This is a genomic window from Paenibacillus sp. LjRoot56 (genome assembly GCF_964253335.1).
Classification (GTDB): domain Bacteria; phylum Bacillota; class Bacilli; order Paenibacillales; family NBRC-103111; genus Paenibacillus_E; species Paenibacillus_E allorhizoplanae.
On the sequence record NZ_CAXURV020000001.1, the window covers coordinates 2188549 to 2212812 of the forward strand.

Below are 24264 nucleotides of genomic sequence, written 5' to 3' on the forward strand. Positions count from 1 at the left end.
TGCCGAACAGGCGTAATGGCTCCCTTTATTGTTTGCTCCTTTTATTCAGTTTTTATTATTGAGCCTTCTGAACTCACTTGGAGTAATCCCTGTATGTCGCTTGAAAACACGGTTGAAAGAAGCAGCTGTGAAATAGCCTACGAGCGAAGCGATTTCCTGCACTTTCAGGTCGGTATCCCGCAGCATTTCAATTGATTTATTCATTCGGACGGTGAAGATGTAATCGCTGAAATTCGTTCCTGTCTTTTCTTTGAAGTAGGTCGATAGATACGGACCGGTAATTCCCAGCTTGGCTGAGATGGCTTCCAGTGACAGATCATCTCCGAAATTAGACTCCACATATTCCATGACGAACTTGGTCATGACGTCGGTTTCAGATTTCTTCTCTTTAATGGCGGCTGCAGATCGTGCTAAGAACCAATGCAAGAAATCTTTGTACTGCGCCAAGGTATGGCATGCTTTCAAGAGATCGTAAGGTGAACCTCTGTCAGAGAACGTGTGGATGGAAATATTTTGGGCGTACATACTCTTCATTGCTTTGTTCACGATATCTTTGGTGAAGTCTTGGAACTGGTGGGCTAGTGCGCCTGCCTTCGCAAGCTGATCGAGCAGCTTATCGGCTAGAGGAATCGTGACGGCATCAGATCCTGCTTGTAGATTAGCTGTCAGCTCGTTCTCCTCAGACGGTGTAGGAATCAGTAGAGCAGGCTGTGGAAGCCATTCCGTAATAATCTGAACATCTTCGCCTAGCCGCCGTTGTTTAATGAGATCTAGCGCGTTCTGATAGGTTTCCACAAAGTCAGATGAGTTCTTGTGAATAGAACTTGGTGCAATGGTGAAATTGCAATACGCAGAGTCGATATCCAGCATACGCACAAGATGATCTAGATCATCAGGATGCCCAACATCTTCCTCATTTTCGATAAAAAGAATGGATAAGATTTGATCCTTTTCCAATTGAAAGGTTAATGAATCTGTGTACATGCGCGAGAAATGGGCCTCGATCAGCTCTTTATACGTGTTAAAAATGCGCTGATGCCCGTTCGTAATTTCCGTGAGGAATTTATCCTTGAAGTCGATTTGAAAAAGGACGAGCTTGTATGGCTTGTTCGCATCGATAGAGGTCTGCAATTGTGAGCCTTTGCCTTCCAGTTTCTTCAATCGTGTCATATAGGCAAATTGCTGCAACAGTGTATTCTTGGAGCGAATATCATTATGAAATTCCTGATTCGATCGGGATAGATCGTGAAGTGTATTGTGAAGCAAGTTGAATTCCTTAATTCGGCTATTCGTAATGTTTTGCAGGCCAGCAGGATGATATGCTTCCAGCGAGCGAAGCATATTCGCAAGTGGATTATGGAATCTCCTAGCAATCAGATAGGAAACCGCAAGTGAGATGAATAGGGAAAGTAGGATAAGTACTAGCATATTGAGGTTAAGTCGGTGAATTTGCTTGGTGAGACCTTTGTCGGAAACGACCTCGATATAAGTTAAACCTGTCTCTGCGCTAGTCTGGTAGATGTAATAGGTATTCTTAATTAATGAATAGCCACTTCCAGATTTCCCCTTGATTTCAGCTGGTAGTTGAACCATATCGGAGGAGAAAATCATGTTTTGATTACCATCCATAATCAGGAGGCTACTTTCAGGCTGTGACTGATGAAAGGCTTCATAGACCTTTGAGCTCTTCATGAAGACGATAAAAGCGAAATTCGTATCATACGCACTCTTAATTAGGATGGGCATGAGGCTGCCGATTGGTTTATTTTCGAATGCGGTAAGTGAGTTGAAGACGGCGGAAGGGTAGATTTTGAAGCTCTGTGAGCTTTCCAACTCCTTGTTCCAGAAATCAACCGTATAGGATGACTGGGCATAAAATTTACTGAACATGGTCTCGGCATTCCGGGTACCGTCTTTCTCAATGACAAACCGACTATCTTTGAAGTAATAGAGGATGTTGTCTAAATAAAGTAAGGAATTATTAAGTGAGTACTGTAAATTAGTTTGCGCTTTAACCACAATATCGTAGTGGGTTAACGGATTGCCATTCTTTAAGATTTCTGTGTCATTGCTGAACAGGTAGCCGACCATGATGCTTCGAATCAGCTTGATATGCTTCTCATAATTAGCGACAGTCGTATTCAAATTCAGACCGCTATTGAGGATAATCTCATCCTTGATCCGATCGCGGAAGAAGGAATAAGACCACGTATTAATCGATACGAGCAATAGAATAATCGCGATGAAGCTGAAGAACAAGGTGTAGAACAGTGATACTTGATTTTGAATTTTTGTCGAAAATCGTGCTATCCACTTCATCGTGTCATTCCTTTCCTTAGTAGGAGTTAACCATATTGAGTATATCACGGTGCAGTGGGAGGGGTTCAATACTCTGAGCTTTAAAAAGTTCTCCATTTTCATGATTCATGCCTCATGAAGCGAGGAGAGGGTGCAAAATAGTTACAGATAGTGGATGCTCATGCGGAATTTTCCAATCAGGTTGGAATAAAGAATGTTGACTTTTCTTAAGAATCTATGTCGATTTCGGGAATGTAGAAAATGGTGAGGAATCGAAAGTATGCCTCATTGCCCGGATGATTGCGTTACATTAAAGTTTGATGCATAGACAGGATATTCAGACTGGAGGTCAAGGCATGGGGCAATTCCAAAAGAGATGGCAGAACAGCAAGTATTTAATGCTCTTGTTTTTGCCGGCGCTTATTTACTACCTATTATTTAAGTATGTGCCGATGTTCGGGATTTTGATTTCGTTTAAGGACTACAACACCTTTAAAGGTGTGTGGGCGAGTGAATGGGTTGGTTTGAAATTCTATTCACTATTCTTTCATAGTCCCGATTTTCTGAAGCTGCTGAAAAACACAGTGCTCCTAGGGATTTATAAAGTAGTTTTCGGATTTCCCGCACCCATTATTTTAGCTCTCTTATTAAATGAAGTGCGCAGGGCTACATTAAAGCGTTTTGTACAATCGATCAGTTATTTACCTCACTTTATATCCAATGTTGTTGTTGTAAGTATGATGTTCTTATTTCTCTCACCAACGAGTGGATTAGTCAATAAAGTGATCCAGTGGTTCGGATATGATGCCATGAACTTTATGCAGAATGAAAGCTATTTCCGGACAATTTATATTTTTTCAGAAATTTGGCAGCATGTCGGCTGGGAAACGATTATTTATCTAGCAGCGCTAAGTGCGATCGATCCTCAATTATATGAGGCGGCGAAAGTGGATGGCGCAAATCGCAGACTCCAATTGCTGCATATTACAATACCTGGCATTCGGCCGGCAATTATTATTCTGTTTATTTTGAACATCGGACATGTCTTGGATATTGGTTTCGAAAAAGTGCTTCTGATGTTGAATCCATCCATTTATGCAACCGCCGATGTTCTATCTACCTATGTATATCGGACGGCTATACAGTCATTGAACTACAGCTATGGTACCGCGATCGATTTATTCAGCAGTGTCATTAACCTTATCTTCATTCTGACTGCCAATTGGATTAGCCGCAGAACGAGCGAGACAAGCTTATGGTAGGGAAGGGAGTACGTGTATGAAAAGAAAATTTGGTCTCTTTGATATTGTTTTATTCGTGAGTTTGCTGGGAGTTGTCGTATCGGCACTGTATCCCTTCGTTTATATGATAGCGGTTTCGTTCAGTGGAGTCGTTCCCGTCTTAAAGGGGCAAGTATTCCTATGGCCAAAAGAATTTAATCTGAACACCTATGCATCCGTTTTTGAAAAACCAGAAATTGGAAGGGCTTACCTCAATACGATCTTCTATACCATACTCGGTACGACGCTTTCTTTGTTAGTTAGTGCAGCAGGTGCTTATGCCCTTTCCAAGAAACATATGCTGTTTCACCGTGGCTTCATGATCATGATCGTGATTACGCTATTTTTCAGTGGTGGCTTGATTCCGACGTTCCTAGTGGTCAAAAGCTACCATCTCATCGATACGATTTGGGCGATGATTTTACCAACATTGGTCAATTCCTGGAACCTGATTGTAATGCGTACGTTCTTTGCTGGCATGCCCCAAGAGGTTGAGGAATCTGGCAAAATGGATGGGCTTACGGACATCGGCATCTTCTTTCGGCTCGTATTACCCTTATCCAAAGCGATTCTGGCGACCATTGGTTTATTCTACGGCGTTGCAATCTGGAACAACTTCTTCTCTGCTCTCTTATATTTGCGAGATGCCGACTTGTTCCCTTTACAAATTATTGTTCGCAACATGGTGCTGCAAGGTCAAGGCACGGGTGCTGGCAATATAGGCGGCGATACGATGATCGTAGACGAATCCATTAAATACGCAACCATTATTATTACAACGGTTCCCATCCTGATGATCTACCCGTTCCTTCAGAAGTATTTTGCAAAAGGAGCACTAATTGGGTCGATCAAAGGTTAATATAGAGGTACAAGAACAATGGGAAGCAAGGAAGAAAAGACAAGCGAGACAAGCTAGACAGGGAAAGTCGAATCAGTCGAGCAGCATGAGGCCATTCCGCACAAGGGGAAAGCAAATTTAAGGGAAATAGGGAGAGTGGGGCAACGTATGAAGAAGAAGTCGGTCGTTATGTTAGCAACAATTATGAGCATGAGTTTCGTCATGGGTGCATGTTCCAAAGAAAACAGTGTGGCAACACCATCCGCAGCATCGACAGCAGCTGCCTCATCGTCGTCATCAGTACCGAAAGCACAAACCTTCAAGTTTCTAGACTACAGTAACCCAAGCTGGCCTTATGATGCGAATTGGAAAGTATGGGGATATTTGACGGAGAAAACAGGTGTAAAGCTTGATATTCAATTGCCTCCAGGAAATCTGCTTGAAGATGCACTTAGCATAACTGTTGCTTCTGGTGATATGCCAGATTTGATGTGGACACAAACGAAAGCAACCGCTGATAAATTCGGGCAGCAAGGTGCCTTGGTCAACATTCTTGACTATGTGAAGGACATGCCGAACTTGAAGGCTTGGATGGAGAAATATCCAACAGAAGCGCAGAACGTATTATCGTCTAATGGCAAAATGTATGTGTTCCCTAACCAAGGTTTAGGTGAATCTAACCGTCGTACCTGGATGTATCGGGAAGATGTATTCAAGAAGCTCGGTTTAGCTGCACCAACGAACTGGGATGAACTCTATGAGACTTTGAAGAAGCTCAAAACGGCATATCCAGACAGTTATCCGTTGACGTTCCGGAATGGCTTGCGTTATTTGTACGATTTCGGAGCGGGCTTCAACGTACCTGCAGAAGTAGAGAAACGTAAAGCTTCTGTGTTCTTTGACAGCGCATCTAAAGATTGGAAATACGCACCTATTCAAAATGAATACAAAACGATGTTAACCTATTTGAATAAGTTCTATAAAGAAAGCTTGATCCCGAAAGATTTCTTAACCATTGATACGAAAATGTGGCAGGATATCGTTTCCACGAATCGCGCATTCGTAACACTTGACTACATGGGACGTATTGACTTCTACAACAGTGCATTACGTAAAGACAACCCACAGTTCACTATGAATTATATGGCCCCGCCAGCAGGCTGGGCAGGTGGACCGCGTAAGACTGCCTTTACAGCAGTGACAGAGGAAGGCTTCATGGTTTCTTCCAAGTCGACCAAGATCAAAGATGTCATGAAATATATGGATTTCTTCTACTCGGAAGAAGGTAAGAAACTTGTTAGTTGGGGGAAAGAAGGAGATACGGCTAGCGGAAATTCCTTCACAACGAAATATGCGGACATCGCAGATTTGAGAAAGAAAACCGGTTTGTCCACAGATGGAGCTTATACATGGTTTGATTTCAATGCACATATTTCCGTTTCTTCACCAGAGTTGCAAGCTGCCTATAAAGAAGCACCTAAGTATGATGGCGAGAAGAATAGTACGCTTGCCTTCACGCTGGAAGAGCAACAAATCTTGGATACGAAAGGTGATTCCCTGAATGCTAATCGTGACGAGAATTTCTCCAAATTCATTATGGGTTCACGCAACTTCAGCGAGTGGGATAAATTCGTTGAAGAGCAGAAGAAGCTTGGCTACGAGGAAATCGTGAATATTTACAGAAATGCTGACAAACGTGCGAAAGCCGCAGTGAAAAAATAGGGTTACAGAGGAATGGCTTCACTGATTACAGCCCCGCCTGAAATAGCGGGGCTTTGTATTACCCCAGAGGAGAGGAATGAAGATTATGGTTCTTCGTCGGTTTATGAAAAGGCTGTCAGCTTTACATGCAGCACTGCTACTCTTCAGCCTGCTGCAAGTGTTCCTTCCACTTCAAACCGCGCGTGCGGCGGTTCAGGAGTTTCCGATTTCCTTGCAGTTGAACAATATGGATTCGACGACGAATCTAGCTGGCGACATCAAAGGCACAGCTGATCTTGCAGTCGTAAATAATTTGGATCCTCAGTATATCAAAGAGGGAACGGGATCCAAGAAGTGGTTATTAGCCTTTAATAATGGCGCTGATGTTGCGGGTTCGGCTCTTATTTATCCCAAATTAGCGCCAAATGTTGATTTAAACGGATATAGCACAATGAAAATATGGGCTTATTCAATAAAAGCAAGAACCGGCGATCAAGCTGATAAGCCTATTCAACTTCGATTTTATATGAAAGGGGACACCAGTAATTATTATTACTACAGAGTCCTTTTGGATTGGACAGGATGGAAGGAAATTGAGGTTCCCCTCAGTGTTGTAAAAACACAGAAGAGCATCGCAACATTGAATAATTGGGGTTCGTTAGATTATGTGCGTTTCGATCAAGCCGCAATCGCCAATACGACGCTTGACTTGGGATTGCAAATTTACTTAGATGACTTCCGGTTGACCAATACGGCATCTGTCCAACCTGTTACGGCAGATAAGGCCTCTGGCGAATATGCAAATAAAGTAACGGTTAGTTTATCCAGCTTATCGACGCCAGCTATACTCACGAAGATATACTATAAACGAGTTGGCATTGATAGTGCGTTCCAACTTTACACAACTCCGCTCACGCTCACATCAAACGGTGAACAGACAGCCAATGTGACACTGGTTACGAAATCGTCGATTAACAATATTGAAAGTGAAGAAACGAGTTATCAGTACTCAATTATTTATCGAGACTATGTAGAAACGGTTAATGTGAACCCTCCAGCGGGATTGTATGCGGAAACGAAGTCGGTTACCTTATCATCACCGACAGTCGGGGCTGCGGTCTATTATAAAATTGATGGCGTAGATAACGCTTATAAGTTGTATACAACACCCCTTGTGGTTGATCACTTACAGACGGTAACGACGAAAGCTGAATTCGAAGGCAAGGTCAGTGAAGTGAAGAGTTACACGTATAACATTGATTTGTCTGGAAGTTCCAGTACACCAATTGGTAATATGGAAACTTTTGCAGGTTGGACGAACACGACAGCAACCTCTGAAATACCAGCCGTTCTTGGTACGAAATCGGGGAAATGGACAGATCCAACAACGGCCATTAACGTAACAGGGATGACTGGACTTTGGAAGCAAAATGACCAGATTGAATTCTGGATGTATTCGGAAAAAGCATCGAATAAAAAGGTGTATTTCATTCTTGAGTGTAACGTTCCAACGCCAGGGTTCGATTATTTCATGTCTACCTTTTATGTGGATTGGGTAGGATGGAAGAAAGTTGAAGTACCTTTCAATAAAATGCTGAATTCAACGGGATTAGCTGACTTAGCGAATTTCAACCAAGTCATTATTCATCCGAATTGGTACAATTTAGATGTATCCGATCCGACGGATAAGTTGTATTTCGATGGTTTTGCTCTGGCTAAGAATGCGGTAGAATCATCCATTAAGCAAATTGATAAGAGCACATTACCAGATAGCACGCTGAACTATACATTTTCACTCAAAAACATTAGTGACGTTGATACCGCTTATCAAATTACACCGAAAACAGCATTTGGATCTGGTTATGATGTAACGGTTACTCCGACAACCGCTGTCGTTGCGAAAGGCGCGGAAACGGATGTGAATCTTCAGGTCAAGGTGCCTGCCTCTGCCCAAGCGGGTGATGTGCAGAAGGCGATTTATACTGTGAAGCCTTTACAAGGTGGTAAAGAAATAACAATTGAATTGAATGCGAAGGTCGGGGCTCCAAGGGTCGCGACGAAGCAACATCCGTACATTATGACATCTCAAACGCAACTGAATGAGGCGAAGGCTAAGATTCAGAGCTATGGTTGGGCTGAAGATTACCTAGATGCGATTAAAGTAAAAGCGGATGGCTGGTTGAACAAAACGGTCTATTATCCTTCCAAACCAGCAGGAGAGAGTGGGAAATTCGTCTGCGGAGATACGCCACTCGTATTTAATTATGACAAACCTCATGAACATTTATGTCCGACTGACAATCAAATATATACGGGTTCGGATATCGATGCCGGATGGCGGTTTACAGCACATACAGTTAATATCGAGGCAGTACGCAATCTAGCGCTGACTTATGCATTAAGCGGTGAAGCTAAGTATGCGCAGAAAGCCAAAGAGATGCTGCTCAATTATGCGGAGCTATATCCAAGCTACGCGTTGCAAGCGCTAAACGGCAGACTGTATTATCAGTCGCTGGATGAAGCGGTTCAAATGATTGAACTCGTTCAAGCCTACGACTTGATTGAACCAAGCGGTCTGTTGAGTGCCGCTGAGAAGTACAATGTGGAGCAGAATTTATTTGCCCCTTCAGCTAAAACCTTGCAAGGTTATGATGTGGGTAAGTCCAACTGGCAAACGTGGCACAATGCCGCAATCGGTGCTGTTGGCGCAGCATTGGAAGATAAGACGCTGATGGATTTCTCTGTCACAGGGAAGAGCGGATTTAATTTCCAAATGGCAAACAGCGTACTATCCGATGGATTCTGGTATGAGGGTGCGATCGGATATCATTTCTACGCACAGTCAGCGTTGTTCTTCCATGCGCAAGCTTTGAAGAATATGGGGTATGATCTTTTTGCTAGTCCGAATTTCAAGAAAACATTTGATGTTACACTGCAATATGCGTTCCCGGATCTCGGAATTATTAACAGCAACGATTCTGGTAAATATCCTACGAATTTAGGGGCGCCAGGCAGAGTTGTGCCGATGGATTACGAAGGCGTATATGCGGAGTACAATGACGCTGATTACGGCACGCTGTTGAGTATGCTTTATAATGATAGAGAGCGTGCCAGAGGCGGCTTTATTGTGCCGGGCAATACAAACTCGGGTATTGTTGGCGAACAAGCGGTGTTCTACGGGAAATCCATTATTCCAAATGGAGGAACATTGCCGTCCGAAAGTATGAATTTCACGGGACTCGGCCATTCTGTTTTGCGTGCGGGTACTGGAGAAGAGCAGCTTTACGCACTTGTTGATTACGGTGTGCACGGAGGTTATCACGGTCATCCGGATAAGCTTCATTTAGAGGTATTTGGGAAGGGTGAACGGTTAGCCCCTGATCTTGGTATTCCTCCTTATAGTAACTCTATGTACACGTCTTATTACAAAACGACATTCTCTCATAACACCGTCATGGTTGACGGCGATACGCAGGCAATTCCGACTGTGAACAATGTGGAAGTGTATGAACCGACGAAGTTATTCATGCAATCTGAGCCATTCAATATTATGACGAACACATCAAGTAAAGCTTACGCGGGCATGGGGCGCTATGAGCGAACAGTGGCTGTGACCAAGGATTACATGATCGATCTATTTACACTGGAATCGTCAACAAGACATCAGTATGATTGGTTATTGCATGGTATTGGTGCATTCACACCTGGCACGACAATGGACACTTTCGCAGGTCCACTGGGCACGAAGGACTCAACGCCTTTCTTCCGAAATGGCACATCCAAGGAGCTGTCAGGTAATTGGGAAGGTACATGGAATACTGTCAATGGAAATGGGTTAAAGCTATTTAGCTTAACAAGCTCTCCTAGCGCGACTTCTACGATGATCGTAGGCGAAGCACCTGGGCCTGGTAACGATACAGCTGCTTACACACCTACAGTGGTAAATCGGGTGTATGGCAACAATGCGCAATTCGTGAGCGTACTTGAACCGTACAAAGGTACAAGTAAAATCGAGAACGTGCGCAGAACCGATCCAACACACATCGTGGTGGACATGAAAGATGGTCGTAAGCAATTATTCTATTCGAATAGTGAGAAGGAAGTCGCTGGACAGTTGCAATATTATTTCGTAGACGGTTTGCAACAAACAGCGGAGAATGTGGATATTACAACGAGTGTGAACACGAATGAATTACAGCTGACGATAAACGAGCTGTCAGGCGTCAGCAGTGTGACTACGGTTACTTACGCACCATCCACAACGAAGGTGTTATGGAACGGCAGCGAAGTACCTTTCACCAAAGATAATGGTTTTGTGATGGTAAGTGTGAACGTAGCATCTGCCCCCGTGTTAACAGCAGATGTGACAACGAACGATACGCTTAGCGCAATCGATATCACGTTCACAGAGGATGCGGCATGGAGAGCGGCCATTACAGCCGTGAAGGATGGCACAACGACGTTGTCACCGACGGATTACACCATCCAATCAGGGAAGATCACGATTCATGCTGGCGTGCTAGGTGAGGGGAGCCATACAGTAACGTTAAAAGCAGCGAAGTATGAAGATGCCGTGGTTACACAGGTTATCCTGCTCGGTGTTCCAGTCGTGATAAGTAACGATGCTTTGCTATCGGACTTAGGTGTAGATCAAGGCACAATAACGTTCGATTCTGCGCAGCTTTCTTATAACGTTGAAGTTCCGAATCGTATTACCAGTCTTATTTTGACAGTAAGTAAAGCTCATGCAAATCAAACTCTGACAGTGACCGGAGCAACGTATAGTTCAGTAACGGGTAGTGTGTATACGTACACAGTGAACGACTTACAAGTGGGATCTAACCTAATAGATATTCAGGTGACAGCCGAAGATGGCATTGCCATGAATCCATATCAACTTCGTGTGAATCGATTGCCAGAAGTGCCTGTAGTTAGCAGCAATGCCGACTTAAGTGGATTAACATTATCTACTGGCGTAATATCTCCTGCTTTTGCAGCTGGCACAACGTCCTATATCTTAAATGTACCTAATTCGGTATCGCGTATATCGGTAACGGCGAATGTGTATGACAGTCATGCGTCGATGACCGTGAATGGCGTTTCAACGAGTAGTGGCCAAGCAAGTGGAGGGGTTAATTTACAAGTAGGTACGAATGAAATTAAAATTGTGGTAACTGCTCAGAACGGTAGTAGTAAATCTTATACAGTAACGGTAAGACGCGATGCAGATAACAGTAGTTCTTCACCGTCACCGTCAACTTCAAACAACCAACCCATTGTTTCTAAAAATGGGACGTTGACATTACCTCAAGGTAGAACAGGCGAGGTTAGTTTGAATAATGAGGTGAAGATTATAATCCCGGCTGATGCTTCGGCCAAAGAACTGAAGGTCACGATAGACAAAGTGCTAGATACTGCAAAACTGATAACCAGTAAAGAGGTTCTCGCTAGTCCGATTTTTGAGATTTTGAAAAACATCTCTGAGAACTTCAGTAAGCCAATCACGTTAACGTTTGCTTTTGACAAAACGAGCTTGAAGGCTGACCAGAAAGCAGCGGTTTTCTACTATGACGAAGTTAAAAAAGTGTGGGTGGAGGTCCCAGGCGGTAAGGTAAATGAGGATCTAATCACTGTCGATGTGAATCATTTGACGAAATATGCGGTATTCGCTGTTAACCAATCGACGGCAGTACCTGGGAAACCATCCGTAGACCCCATATCGATTCTTCGTGATATCGCAGGACATTGGGCAGAGGCAGATATTCGAGCAGCGTTGAAAACGGGCATCATGCATGGGTATGAGGATGGCTCATTTAAGCCGAATCAGTTCGTGTCACGTGCAGAATTCATCGTTATGCTGATGAACGCTTTGCATCCAAACGCCGGGGCAGAAAAGCTGCCGAATTACAGCGATGGTGATACGATCGGCGATTGGGCGAAGCAAGCGATTGCGCTGGCAGCCAAATCGAACCTTGTTCAAGGCTACGAGGACAGCACGTTCCGTCCTGGCAATCCATTGACAAGAGCACAACTGGCTGTTGTGCTGGCGAACGCGTATGCGCCGGGCACCTCAGGGGTGAAAGCCGTGACATTCGCGGATGTCTCCGACATTCCTGCGTGGGCCCTAGAAGCTGTAGGCATCGTACAAGAAGCAGGACTGATGCAAGGATATGCAGAGAACCGTTTTGGACCGCTTGCCACAGTTACCCGTGCAGAGGCGATTACGGTGATTACGCGATTGTTGCCTAAGCAAGCTAGCAAGTAAAATCAATTAAGCCATTAACAGGAACCCGAAAGATGTACGCTTGGAAAGCGTTGTCTTTCGGGTTTTCCATTTGTGTGGCTCCCGCCTCTTCCCAGGCCCTCGCCCCCGCCTCCGCCTCCGACTCCCTCGATTCCCCTTGACGCCCCGACACCCCCAATATGAGTAGTGAGAAGTAAGGACAGCAATGAGGAGTTAAGAGTGTAATGAGAATAATTGGTGAGTAGTGAGGATAAAGAGAAGAATGTGGGAAAAGTGGAGTAATGTGAAGTAGTAGTAGGATGTGGAGTAATGAGTAATGAGTAATGAGTAATGAGTAATGAGTAATGAGTAATGAGTAATGAGTAATGAGTAATGAGTAATGAGTAGTGAGTAGTGAGTAGTGAGTAGTGAGTGGAGGCAACCAATATAGTGCCCGATCGAGAAAGGTTGTTGAGTTTCTGAGAACTCTTAAGTCTTTAAGTCCTCTATCTCTGTCAAAAATGCAAAAGAGCACTTTTTGAAAGGTTTTCCCCTCCGTTATGGGAAATTGATGCAAATAGGCATCAATTTAGCGTGATTTCAGGAGATTCTCCTGAAATACGTTAAAAAAAGTTGCCTATTTGCACGCATTTTCTAATATCGACATTAAATTAGTAGAAATGGTTGTATTTTTGCATTTTTGAGAGTGAGATGGAGTGAAAAGAGAGAAGTTGAAGGAACGATGGATGGATGGATGGATGGATGGATGGATGGATGGATGGATGGATGGATGGAGTATGTTGTCAGGTTAGTAGAATTGGGCATACGAAGCATCGCTCCAAACAACTCTCGTACAAGGAAAATAGGTAAATAAGTCGGTAGAATCGGACTATTAGGCTATTTTAGGATAGAATGTTCGGTAGTTAAGAGATATCGGGTTATAGGATTTTGAGGAGGAGTTGAGAAGATTGGAAAAAAAAGAATAAGCCAATTGCCTAAGCAACTGGCCTATCCCTCCTTCACGTCAAATTAATATAGTTTGGTGATTTTCCACCAATTGATATCGAAACCGCCGGTCGCCGCATAGAGACCGAATTGATGTGTGCCTGCTGGGATCTGCACCTGATGGGAGACGGTTCGATAAGTGGAAAAGCTGCCAGTATTGGGAATATCGATTTGACCTAGTACGGTTCCGCCGGCGTTGATGTCCAGCGAGATTTTTCCGTTATTATTCGGGGTCGCGATCCGATATTCGACCAAATACGTGCCCGCCGTGGGAATGTTCACATTGCTGAAAGCGATCCAATCTTGGTTGTCAATCGCTCCAATATTTTGGCCACCGCCTGTATCGGGTGTGGTTTCCGTGATGACGCCGCTCATGGAATTATAGCTTTCGGCTTGGAACGTGCGGTTATAACAGCCGCCAACGGCGAGTTCGCAGATTTCTGCTTTACTAGTGGAAACCTTGAGATCATCGTACCAGATATAGGAGTCATTCTGAGGTGCGAATGCGGAGGTAGCTCCACCGAAGAACGAAGAGAAGTACGCTTTATCAACCTTATCGGTGTTGCGAACGAAGCGCAATCCTGTAATGTTGGCTGCCGAAGTGCCGTTATACCAAATTTGGATTTCACCATCTGGATTGGCATTTCCGTTCGTAACGGTGTTGACTTTGAGGCGCTGAACGATGTTCACCCAGGATCCTTTTGGATAATAGATGTCGGCACCGTTGTTTTTCAAAACAGCATAGTCCCCATATTGCCCAGCATTGCCCATGTGATAGTAATAAATAGCGGCTTGCCCGCCGGAACGCCATATCATCCGAGAGCTAAAACCATTATAGCCCGTACACTCCTGCCCGCCAGAACAAGCGGCACCGCCGGCTAATCCGAGCCCTAGTTTACCTGCATTTTCGGTCGATCCCCAACTGAAATCACTGCTAAATCGAACCCAATAAGATAAATAGTATTCTTGCCCAGGTGTAATGGTAAAAGGTGCTTGAGCGCCAGAGTTTTGCGGATCAATTTGGCCTTGGGGGTAGAACACGCGTAGTGACTGACCGCCAGAGTGGTTAAAATTGTAGCCATCAATCCATGTGCGAGTGCTCATGCCAAGATCCCAGGGGGCACTCCAACCGTCAACACCCCATTGCGATAAGCTGTAAGCGCTTCCGCGTGCGGGCCGTTCAAAGGTATTCACTTTTGGTGCGGCATATGCAACAACCGATCCCATCATCATGAAGAAAACAAGCACTAACAGCAAGACTTTCTTTTTCATAAAAAACCTCCTGTTTACAATAATAAACGCCTTATTTCGGAATGAATGATAAGCTGATGCAAATTCATGCTGATCGTTGGCCGTTCGTGTCTTGCGACGTTAAGGTATCACCTTCTTCCTTCGTCTGGGGAATTCTCTCCACTACGCAGAATTACGAACTCTTGCTGACTCTAAGACTCGATAGATGTCTGCGCTTCTTAATTGTAGTAGCGAAAAGCTAGGTGAACTATCGTCTAATTTTCGGAAAATAGCCCTAAATACGTCTTTGAGGGTGTGTAGGGTTATCACTTTTTAAGAAAATTGATCAAAATGGGTATGTATGGATTATGTTGAATTCTCCATGTTAGAATAGAGGTAAATGGACAACTAGGAGGCACTATGGATTCCATCAGATTGTTGAAAAAAGATGATTTTCAAGACAGTCTTGCCTTGTCGGAGTTTGCTTTTCAATATACGTTTTTGCCGGAGGAACGGGAAAAACGTCTGGCAGAGATGGCATCCCAACAGACTCTTGGATATTTTGCCCAAGAGCAGTTAGCAGCCAAATTAACAATTCTGGAGCTGGAAACATGGGTAAACGGCAAAGCTTTTGATATGGGCGGTATTGCGGGTGTAGCGACTTGGCCAGAATATCGTCGGCAGGGAATGGTCGGTCAATTGTTGTCCCATGCACTGCAAACGATGAAAGAATCTGGTCAGATTCTGTCTTTCTTGGCACCATTCGCTTTTGCTTTTTATCGCAAGTACGGGTGGGAGGCATACATCGAGTACATGCGATATGAAATTGCTACCCACCAGCTGTCGAAGCCAGAGGTTGCAGAGGGCAGCACGCTCCAACGGATTGAAGCGGAACCGGCGGTGCTGAATCCGATCTATGAGGCGTACGCCAAACGTTTTAACGGCATGCTCGTGCGGACGGAGGATTGGTGGAGAAAGAGAGTTTTTGGCAGGAAGAAAGGGATCGTAACCTTATATCGAAATGCTGCAGGGGAGCCAGAGGGGTATATCATTTACCAAGTAAAAGATAAGGTGCTCACTGTGCATGAACTGATTGCCCTGACAGAGGATGCGAATCGTGGGCTATGGCGATTGATCTCCAATCATGACTCCATGATTGACAAAGTGGTATGCCAGGCACCGCTTGGCGACCCGCTGCCTTTTATATTGGCGGATCCTCGGATCAAGCAAGAGGTCGTTCCCTATTTTATGGCACGCATCGTCGATGCTGCGGAGTTTCTTAGGGGTTATCCTTTTAACACGGTTGTGGAAGGAGCAAGCGAGGGTAAGCCGTTTTATCTTCAGCTTAGTGACGGACATGCCGAGTGGAATAACGGGATATTCCGAATTCAACTAGCGCGAGGTGATGGGAATGACGTTGTTAAACTAAGTGAAGAACAAACGTTCGCTATTGAGGAAGGCGGCGATAAAAAGGAAGAGCGGCATATCGTCTCGTGTGATATCCAGACTTTATCCGCGCTGCTCATGGGTTACAAACGAGCATCGTTGCTTTATCGCATTGGCCGTCTGCAAGGTGACGCAGGTGAGATCTCCAGATGGGAGCGATTCATTCCGGAGCGTACAACGTATCTGACGGATTTCTTTTAAAAGAGTGAAAGGCACGGATCTCGGATCCGTGCCTTTTGAGTTCCTGGGGTAAGGGAAGGAGGCAAATAGAAGGAGACCGATTCCGCTGGCAAGTCTATTCCACTAACTTTACATCCACGATAACTTCCAAGTCCTGTGTGCCCGAGCCGCGATAGACGCCTTTGACAGGGACGATATCATTATAGTCTCGTCCATGCCCAAGCTTGATATAGCGCCAATTCACTTCGCAATTGTTCGTTGGGTCATACCCGAACCAGCCTGAGCCGGGGATAAGACATTCCACCCATGCGTGGGAGGCTTGCGTGAAATCGGCGCTGCCTCCTTGCAAATCACCGACGAAGTGGTAGCCACTCACGTAACGGGCTGGAATACCTTTTTCGCGGCAAATGGTGATCATGAAATGAGAGTAGTCCTGACAAACACCACGCCGCAGCTTCAACATTTCGCCTACTGTGGTCTGTACGGAGGTCGCCGAAACATCATAAGTGAAGTCGCGATTGATGGTGGTATAGATGGTTTGGAGTAGATCATATAAGGGTACGCCATCATCGACAATGGCATCGGAGTAAGCTTTCAATTCAGGCGTTAGCCCGGTATAGCTGGTGGGTAATAAATACTCAGCGTATTCATTCTGGAACTCTTCTCCGTATCTCAAGGCCTTATCCTCATAAGAAGATCGAAGGGAGACAGGATTGTTATTATTTTCGTGGGTGACAACGGTGGAGACCATCTTGATTGTGAGCTCGCGATGGAGCTTGTTGACCGTAAAGGCGTGCACGCGGTTGTGGAAATAGTCGGAATAGGTGAAGAAAGCCGATACAGGCTCGGTTGTGATCGCATGGTGATAACAGGACTGACGATTGTCCGTTAACGGAGTTAGCCGAATTTCATTGACACTGTCCTGTGCGGAATCGGTGTAGGAATAGCGAGTAATGTGCGTGATCTCCAGCTTCTTCATGCGATAACCTCCTCCCGAGAGGGAAAAAAGACTTTGGACATCCGTACCCCCATCCCATTACAGGAGTCGAGGAGTGTTTGCAATGTCGCTTCTAATTTACCTGATCTCAAATCCTCTTCGTCCATGCAAGCCAAATTCGCTTTCACTTTCCCTGCTAATTTGGCCAGTTTATGCACAGCGTTGGTGAGTTCAGGATCATCCAATTGAATGCCCTTGAACGAGCGCTCCAAAGACTGTATGGAGAAGGCAACGGATCGAGGGAAAGTTTCATTTAAAAGCAGAAATTTGATGATGCTATTCAAATTGACCGTATCCGCATACTCTTTTCGATACGATTCGTATCCACTGACGGATTTCAAAACCGCAAGCATGAGCGGATAGGATGAAAAGTCCTCTTTGGCATATTCCGAACAAAGCGATTGAATTAAACGCAGCAGATTCTCTGCACGTTCTAGATAGCGCCCAGCTTCAACGAAGTGCCATTCGTTCTGACGAGGCATGACGGAAGTCGCCGAGCCTTGAAACATAGATAGCGTATCCCGGATGAAGCGATAGAACAAATGAGGCGAATCGTTCGTGATATCGCGGACTTCTTTTTCTTTTAGCCATAAATAGAGGCCATTCATAATATCCCATAACTCGGATGGCATTTTCTCCCGAATATTTCGCAGGTTAGCACGTGCATGGTTCGTGCAGGCAAGAAGGGAGTTCGCATTATTTTTATCTAGCGTAATGTATTGAAGGACATGTTGTTCGGTGAAGCTGCCGTACTGCTCTAAGAAAACAGCACGGTCTCCGATTGTATCGATGAGCCGGCTCCAGGATTGCTTACTGCTGCCTTCCATGTCCTCACGGATATGATAATACACATCGATCAGCCTCGCGTGATTCTCTGTTCTTTCCGAATATCTACCGATCCAGAATAAAGCTTCCGCTGTTCGTCCCATCATGACCATATCCCTTGGCCTCCATTCGAATTGTAGGTTGCGTTTAGCGAACAACCCACGTATCTTTACATCCCCCGCCTTGCGAAGAATTCACAACGAGGGAGCCTTCTTTCAAAGCAACGCGCGTAAGTCCGCCTGGAATCACTTGTATGTCTTCACCCGCGATGACAAAAGCTCGCAAATCAATGTGCCTTGCTGCCATTTGACCATCGATCATGACAGGTGCTCTGGATAGTTGAATCGTAGGTTGCGCGATATAGCGATCGGGGTTAGCTAGTATTTTGAGCCGGAAGTCAGCGATTTCGCTCTCAGAAGCCGTAGGCCCAATTAGCATGCCGTAACCGCCAGATAGAGAAGTTTCCTTCACGACCATTTCATGCAAATTCTCCAGGACATGCGCTCGCTCATCAGGCCGCGAAAGAATATACGTTGGTACGTTGTTTAAAATAGGTTCTTCATTCAAGTAATATCGAATCATATCGGGCACGTAGGCATAGATGGCCTTGTCATCGGCTACACCTGTACCTGGTGCGTTCACAATGTTGATATTACCTGCGCGATAGGCGTTCATTATGCCAGCGACCCCAAGCATCGAGTTGGGATCGAAAGCGAGTGGATCTAAGAAATCATCATCGATCCGCCGGTAGAGAACATCAATTTGACGAAGTCCTTTGATACCGCGAATGTACACTTTGTGATCAATGACGACGAGATCGTGTCCTTCAACTAACTCTAATCCCATTTGCTGAGCGAGGAACGTATGCTCGAAATAAGCGGAGTTATAGCAGCCTGGTGTCAAAAGTCCAATGACAGGATCTGATTTGCCAGAAGGATTCAGCTTGCGTAGCGCGGTTAGAAATACGTTTAAGCTATGCTCAATATCTTGAATGGAATGACTGAACACGAGTTCAGGGAATAAGTGCGTCATGATCGATCTGCTTTTATATAGGTAAGAGAAGCCAGAAGGGGAACGGAGATTATCCTCGAGAACGAAATATTCACCCTGCTCATCTCGAATTAAATCAATCCCAGAAGCCGTAATATACACATCGTTTGGAATAGAAAGACGCATCATCTCCGGTCGGAAATAACAATTGGAAAGTACCATTTTCCTGGGAATAATCCCATCCTTCAGTATGGACTGCTCATGATAAATATCTTTGAGGAACAAATTGAGTGCCTTTACGCGCTGCTTGAGTCCACGTTCGAGCTTTATCCACTCTTCCTGCGGGATAATCCTAGGGATAGGATCGAAGGGGAGAGTGCGCTCTAGCGCCTCCGTCTGATCGGGACTATAGAGGGTGAAAGTAATACCTTCTTCCATCATCCGTTTCATCGTAGCGGTCTGGCGTTTGTTTAAGTTACCTGTCTTCATCGACATGAATTGAAGGAAGGTACTTTGATAATGAGGGCGAACCGAGTAGGCGTTCATAAACATCTCATCAAAAAAAGGACGAGGATCATAAGGGGTAGTGACCAGATTCTCAGGTTTGGACATCGCAGCTCCCTGGTTTCATCAATATGCTTTCGGAAGCTACATGTTGCTAAGGGCCCGAAGCAGAAACCAGGCCTCCTTTCTGATCTAAGTTCTTTATTTGTTAGTTTACATGACGTGATAAGCTGGAGGAGATGTGTATTTTCTTTTATTTTAAATTTTTCAGAAAATTATGTCAATATAGCTAACACATAAAAATACCGACATTCCTCATGAATTTTTTGTTAATGTTCGGAAAATTCATGAAAATTTCAGTTATTTGTCTTGATTTGCATGAAAAATCACTATAATATTGTCGAATAAGACAAATGTAAAAGAAAGTCACATTAAATGTGATAAAAGGGGTGTTGTGGTATGTTTGATTGGCTGGGGTTTAGAAAAGGTCTGCCTTTGTGGTGGTCTTACCGCCTGAATCGTCATATCAAGGAAGATGTTGAGCATATTTTCGAAGGAATTGCGCACACAAGAACGGAAATTTTACGTGGCTGGGCCCTCGCCTACTGGTCCAATTTGGATCGATTGCTTGAACAGTTAACGGGAACTGAAGCGTTGAAGGAGTCTGCGGCGAAGGATGCATCTGTGGTAGGAAAGCTCCTGACAGCAGCAATGAAGAGTGGAGCTGATTTCTCCGAAGTATTCATTTTGAATGAAAAGGCTGCTGTCGTATACTCCACACACAACGCGCATGTGGGAAGATCGTATGCGTCGGGAGGCGTGCTTGGGAAAGGCTTGGAAGAAACGCGCAAAGGTGTGAAATGCTTATTCGGACCTTTCTCGGACCCGCTTACGCTCCAAATAGGCCCAAGCACTTCGCCATTTCATGATGCAATGACGATCGCTTTCATTTCACCTATTATGGTAGGTGGGCAATGGAAAGGAGCCGTTTGTGGACGCGTACCGAACGATGTGCTCGGAGATCTGATTCAGCGCGAGTCGGGACATGTGTATCCCGATTCGGGTGATAACTATTTATTTATGGCGAAGCCTGGGTTAAATAAGCAAATCGTTCCTGGAACAGCGTTATCGCGAAGCCGATTCGAAGATTTGACCTTTACCCATGGCGATAATTTGAAAGACGGCGTTCGCACCGATTATGGTATCGTTGGCGTCAAGGAGCATACGGAGCTGGAGCTTGTTTTCACGGATCCTGCGACGGGACAGCTGCATCCAGGCGTAGCAGGAACAATTGCTAAGGGAAATAATCTATTCGTTGAATACCCGGGATATTCCGATTATCGTCATATTTCTGTTATTGGAAAAGGTGTGACCTTCCAGTTGCCGCATTGTCCGGACGTGTGGGGAATGATGTGTGAAGGCGATTTGGAAGAGGTTTATCGGATTCGTTCGATCGATTGGAAGATGTTCAGTCTGCAAATACGGTTTATTGTTCTCATGCTGCTTGTTACCGCGGGTAGCTTCTGGCTGCTAAATGGACATGTTTCAAATGGTGTCGGCGCGGCAATTATGGTGGGGGTCAATCTACTCTTTGGCGGGATTGGTGCAAGTTTAATTAGACGCCAAGGAAGTAAGCCAATTGCTAAACAACTTGCTCAAATTAATAAATTTATTCGAATTAATGCAGAAGGTAAAGGGGATTTGACGCAGCGTCTGAAGGTTGATGAGTTCGCTGGCGATGAGACGCGTGATTTGGCCAAATGGATCAATAATATGATCGATTCTTTGGAAGGCATTATGCTGCAAGTGAAGCAAGCGGCTGCTGAGGTGCAGGTGAGCCAAGAGCGGATGAATGACTCAACAGGTTCTACGGAGCAATCAACGGGAAGGATGAGTACGAAAATCCATGATATGATTCGCTCGCTGCGTGGACAGCTGAAGGATATTGATGTCGCGAAGGACGTTACGCAAAATATGAGCGGAACCTTGCGAGAACTGGAACAGAAGGCTTCAGGGCAGATTGCAGTTGCACAGGATGAGGTTGAACGTATTGGTCAGAAGATGACCCATATATCGGCGAAGGTAGAAGAAACGAATCAAACCATTCAAACCTTCTTGCAAACAACGCAGGAAATTCCGAAGCTGCTTAAAGTAATTGAAGAAATCTCTGCGCAGACGAATCTACTGTCATTGAATGCCTCCATTGAAGCAGCTCGTGTAGGTGAGCATGGCAAAGGATTTGCCGTCGTTGCCGGAGAGATCCGCAAGTTGGCAGATTTGACGAAGAAATCAACCACGGAAATTAATGAGACGATCGAGCACATTGAACGACATGCGAATGAAGCTTTCATCTCGATGGAAGAAGGGACAAAGGTCGTTCTAGAAGGAACACAAATTGTTGCAGCGGCGTCTGAGATTCTTAGCACGGCGAATGCTCACGATACCATGAAAACACAGGTTGTGGAGGAAGTCGTTGCACTTATGGAGAAGATTGCGGCGGTAAGCAAAGAGAACCGTCAGATTTCAGCGGAGGTTGAGCATACTGTGAAAGAGCTCCTGCAAGACATGCATCATGTGCGACAAACGACGGGTGATGTAGGAGCAATAACGCAATCTATGTTGCTGCTTGTGAATCAGTTTCATTTGACGGAGAGCCGTATTCGTTAAAAGGTTATTATTATCTTTCGCATGTTAACAACCCCATGCCGCATACAATGATAATGCGGTATGGGGTTGTTCTGTTTCATACAATGTGAATACTTACGTGGCAAGTTTCTAAAGAAACTTTGCGTTAATGCTTACGAAGAAAGTTTTCTTACGAAAAACTCGGAGGAGGATGTCGAATGAGTGACCGTTTGAGCATTCAAACGAATCGGGCAGATAATGTGAATCCTAGTGAATTTAGAATGCTAGCCCAGCGTTTGAAGGAGGAGCATGTGCAAATGCGTGAGCAGCTCTCCGACATTCGAACGCTAGCTGCAGCTTTGTACACCCTTGATGATTGCTCAATTGGAATGTGTCGTCTGATCGAACTTCAGGACGGCATTCTATCCTTGGTGGAGGAGTTGGAGCAGCATTCGGAATGGGAAGAACAAGTGTTATTCCCGAGTCTGCAATCCTATTTACATCCGACGATGGCCATCTCTGTTTCGCGGTCCATGCATGTGTTGGAGCAGGATCATGATTTGGCCAAAAGAGTCGTACAGTCATACGTAAACGGTGTCAATGCCATGAGCGTGCCGGTCGACATGGACTTCGTCCATGTGATGGCTTCTGAGCTATTGACGGCTTGCCTCATTCTGCTTAAGCACTTCACGTTGGAGGAAGAGCTAGTCTATCCTCTAATTGATCGGATTATGGACCAGATCGAGGATCAGATTAGTTAGGCAGGGTAGCCAAGAGGCCTCTCCCAAGTCAATCGACTTGAGAGAGGCCTCTTCTAGTGAAAGTGATAGTTTATGTGGTGGGAAGCGATGCTCCCAATAGCCACGCCACTTTTAGGCTCCATAGGCCGCTACAAGCGCTGCTCCTCCGCAAATAACGGGAAAACCTACATCTATTTCAGTCAAGCTAGCCTGATTCGAGTGAATAACTGCAAAAACTCCAGCTATTTTCAACCATTTGCTCGCTCTTCGCGACAAAGGTGAAATTTAACTAGAGTTTTTCCATTTAAATGGAAGTATTCGCCGAACCGAGCGAAATTAGATGTAGTTTTTCCATCTAAACGCTGCGGGGGCTGCGATTAGCGTGGCGAGGGCAGATATTTCCGCGATAGAAAGGGCAAGCCCCCCTCTTATGCCTCCAACGCGCTCAACGTTTTCTCTTCGCATTCCTTGGAACAGAAGCTGTCATGCTCCTCCTCACAAGCCTCGCAGCAAATGTGCTTCAAGTGGCATAGATCGTTCGCACAGTTAATGTACCGATCCTCTGCGGTTCCGCAGTGGTAGCATTTGCCCACAACGATATCTTCATCTGTTCGGTTAATCGGTACGGAGATGCGCTCATCGAACACATAGCATTTTCCATCGAATAAACGACCTTGCACCTCTTCGTCTTTGCCGTAGGTGACGATCCCACCGTCCAACTGATACACGTCAGTGAAGCCTTCGTTGATCAAGAAACCAGATAATTTCTCACAACGGATGCCTCCCGTGCAGTAAGTGAGAATTGGTTTGTTTTTGAACTCCTGCAGATTGTTGCGAATCCACTCAGGGAATTCCTTGGTCGTCTCGACTTCAGGACGAATGGCGCCGCGGAAATGCCCGATATCATACTCATAATGATTACGTCCATCAAGCACGATGACATCTTCATTTTTGAGCTTCTCATAAAATTCCTTCGGCTTCAAATGCGTACCCGTAAGCTCATTCGGATTCACGTCTTCTTCAAGACGGAAGGTAACGAGCTCTTTTTTCGGACGGACAAACAGCTTCTTGAAGGCATGTCCTTCATGCTCATCAATCTTGTAAACCATATCTTTAAACAATGGCATGAGATTCATCATCGCCATGTAGGCTTCCGTTTGCTCTACGGTCCCAGAAAGGGTGCCGTTAATGCCCTCAGGAGCAATCAGAATGCGTCCTTTTACACCAAGCTTTTTGCAATAAGCCAAGTGTTCTCGCGCCAATGCTTCGTGATCAGCAACAGCGACGAATTTATAATACAACAAGATGCGGTATGGAGCGCCATGTTCAGTCATAACAATAACCACCTATACGTATAAAATGACACACTCCATCTTGATGGA

13 protein-coding genes are annotated in these 24264 nt (G+C 45.0%); 7 read left to right on the forward strand and 6 right to left on the reverse strand.

Annotation, left to right across the window (positions count from 1 at the left end; genetic code table 11):
• Positions 1-45: 45 nt before the first annotated feature.
• Positions 46-2319: a helix-turn-helix domain-containing protein gene (locus tag ACSQ8O_RS09770; RefSeq protein WP_436241400.1), complete on the reverse strand. Its 2274-nt coding sequence runs from the start codon at positions 2317-2319 to the stop codon at positions 46-48.
• Between the two features lie 335 nt (positions 2320-2654).
• Between ACSQ8O_RS09770 and ACSQ8O_RS09775 the strand changes: the two genes are divergently transcribed.
• The 4 genes from ACSQ8O_RS09775 (at position 2655) to ACSQ8O_RS09790 (ending at position 12382) form a co-directional block, all read left to right on the forward strand.
• Entirely contained in the window at positions 2655-3560 is a 906-nt protein-coding gene (locus ACSQ8O_RS09775) for an ABC transporter permease (protein ID WP_436241401.1), read from the forward strand.
• A 16-nt stretch (positions 3561-3576) separates the two neighbouring features.
• Positions 3577-4437, forward strand: coding sequence for a carbohydrate ABC transporter permease (locus tag ACSQ8O_RS09780; protein ID WP_056624454.1), 861 nt, complete (start codon positions 3577-3579; stop codon positions 4435-4437).
• A 147-nt stretch (positions 4438-4584) separates the two neighbouring features.
• Positions 4585-6138 carry an extracellular solute-binding protein gene (locus tag ACSQ8O_RS09785; protein WP_436241402.1) on the forward strand — a complete coding sequence of 518 codons (1554 nt, stop codon included), beginning with the start codon at positions 4585-4587 and terminating at the stop codon, positions 6136-6138.
• A 76-nt stretch (positions 6139-6214) separates the two neighbouring features.
• Positions 6215-12382, forward strand: a complete 6168-nt coding sequence (locus tag ACSQ8O_RS09790) for an S-layer homology domain-containing protein (RefSeq protein WP_436241403.1) — start codon at positions 6215-6217, stop codon at positions 12380-12382.
• 987 nt (positions 12383-13369) lie between these two features.
• On the opposite strand, the gene ACSQ8O_RS09795 is transcribed toward ACSQ8O_RS09790, so the two are convergent.
• Complete coding sequence (locus ACSQ8O_RS09795; protein ID WP_436241404.1) at positions 13370-14617, reverse strand: carbohydrate-binding protein; 1248 nt, start codon at positions 14615-14617, stop codon at positions 13370-13372.
• Positions 14618-14995: 378 nt separating this feature from the next.
• Here ACSQ8O_RS09795 and ACSQ8O_RS09800 point away from each other — a divergent pair, with 378 nt between their 5' ends.
• Positions 14996-16222, forward strand: a complete 1227-nt coding sequence (locus ACSQ8O_RS09800; protein WP_436241405.1) for a GNAT family N-acetyltransferase — start codon at positions 14996-14998, stop codon at positions 16220-16222.
• 94 nt (positions 16223-16316) lie between these two features.
• On the opposite strand, the gene ACSQ8O_RS09805 is transcribed toward ACSQ8O_RS09800, so the two are convergent.
• Genes ACSQ8O_RS09805 through ACSQ8O_RS09815 form a run of 3 tightly spaced genes read right to left on the reverse strand, consistent with a single transcriptional unit; the run spans position 16317 to position 19625 of the window.
• Entirely contained in the window at positions 16317-17180 is an 864-nt protein-coding gene (locus ACSQ8O_RS09805; protein WP_436241406.1) for a transglutaminase family protein, read from the reverse strand.
• Positions 17177-18136, reverse strand: coding sequence for an alpha-E domain-containing protein (locus ACSQ8O_RS09810; protein WP_056624438.1), 960 nt, complete (start codon positions 18134-18136; stop codon positions 17177-17179). The genes ACSQ8O_RS09805 and ACSQ8O_RS09810 overlap by 4 nt, the downstream gene beginning before the upstream one ends.
• 34 nt (positions 18137-18170) lie before the next feature.
• Positions 18171-19625 (reverse strand): circularly permuted type 2 ATP-grasp protein, encoded by a 1455-nt coding sequence (locus ACSQ8O_RS09815; protein WP_436241407.1) that lies wholly within the window; start codon positions 19623-19625, stop codon positions 18171-18173.
• A gap of 351 nt (positions 19626-19976) precedes the next feature.
• On the opposite strand from ACSQ8O_RS09815, the gene ACSQ8O_RS09820 reads away from it, so the two are divergent.
• On the forward strand, positions 19977-22184 hold the full coding sequence (locus ACSQ8O_RS09820) for a methyl-accepting chemotaxis protein (protein WP_436241408.1): 2208 nt from the start codon (positions 19977-19979) through the stop codon (positions 22182-22184).
• Between the two features lie 176 nt (positions 22185-22360).
• Positions 22361-22903: a hemerythrin domain-containing protein gene (locus ACSQ8O_RS09825; protein ID WP_056624428.1), complete on the forward strand. Its 543-nt coding sequence runs from the start codon at positions 22361-22363 to the stop codon at positions 22901-22903.
• 407 nt (positions 22904-23310) lie between these two features.
• Here the strand turns inward: ACSQ8O_RS09825 and trhO are convergent, their stop codons facing one another.
• A complete protein-coding gene (trhO, locus tag ACSQ8O_RS09830; RefSeq protein ID WP_056624425.1) occupies positions 23311-24216 on the reverse strand; it encodes an oxygen-dependent tRNA uridine(34) hydroxylase TrhO in 906 nt (301 codons plus the stop codon).
• Positions 24217-24264: the final 48 nt, after the last annotated feature.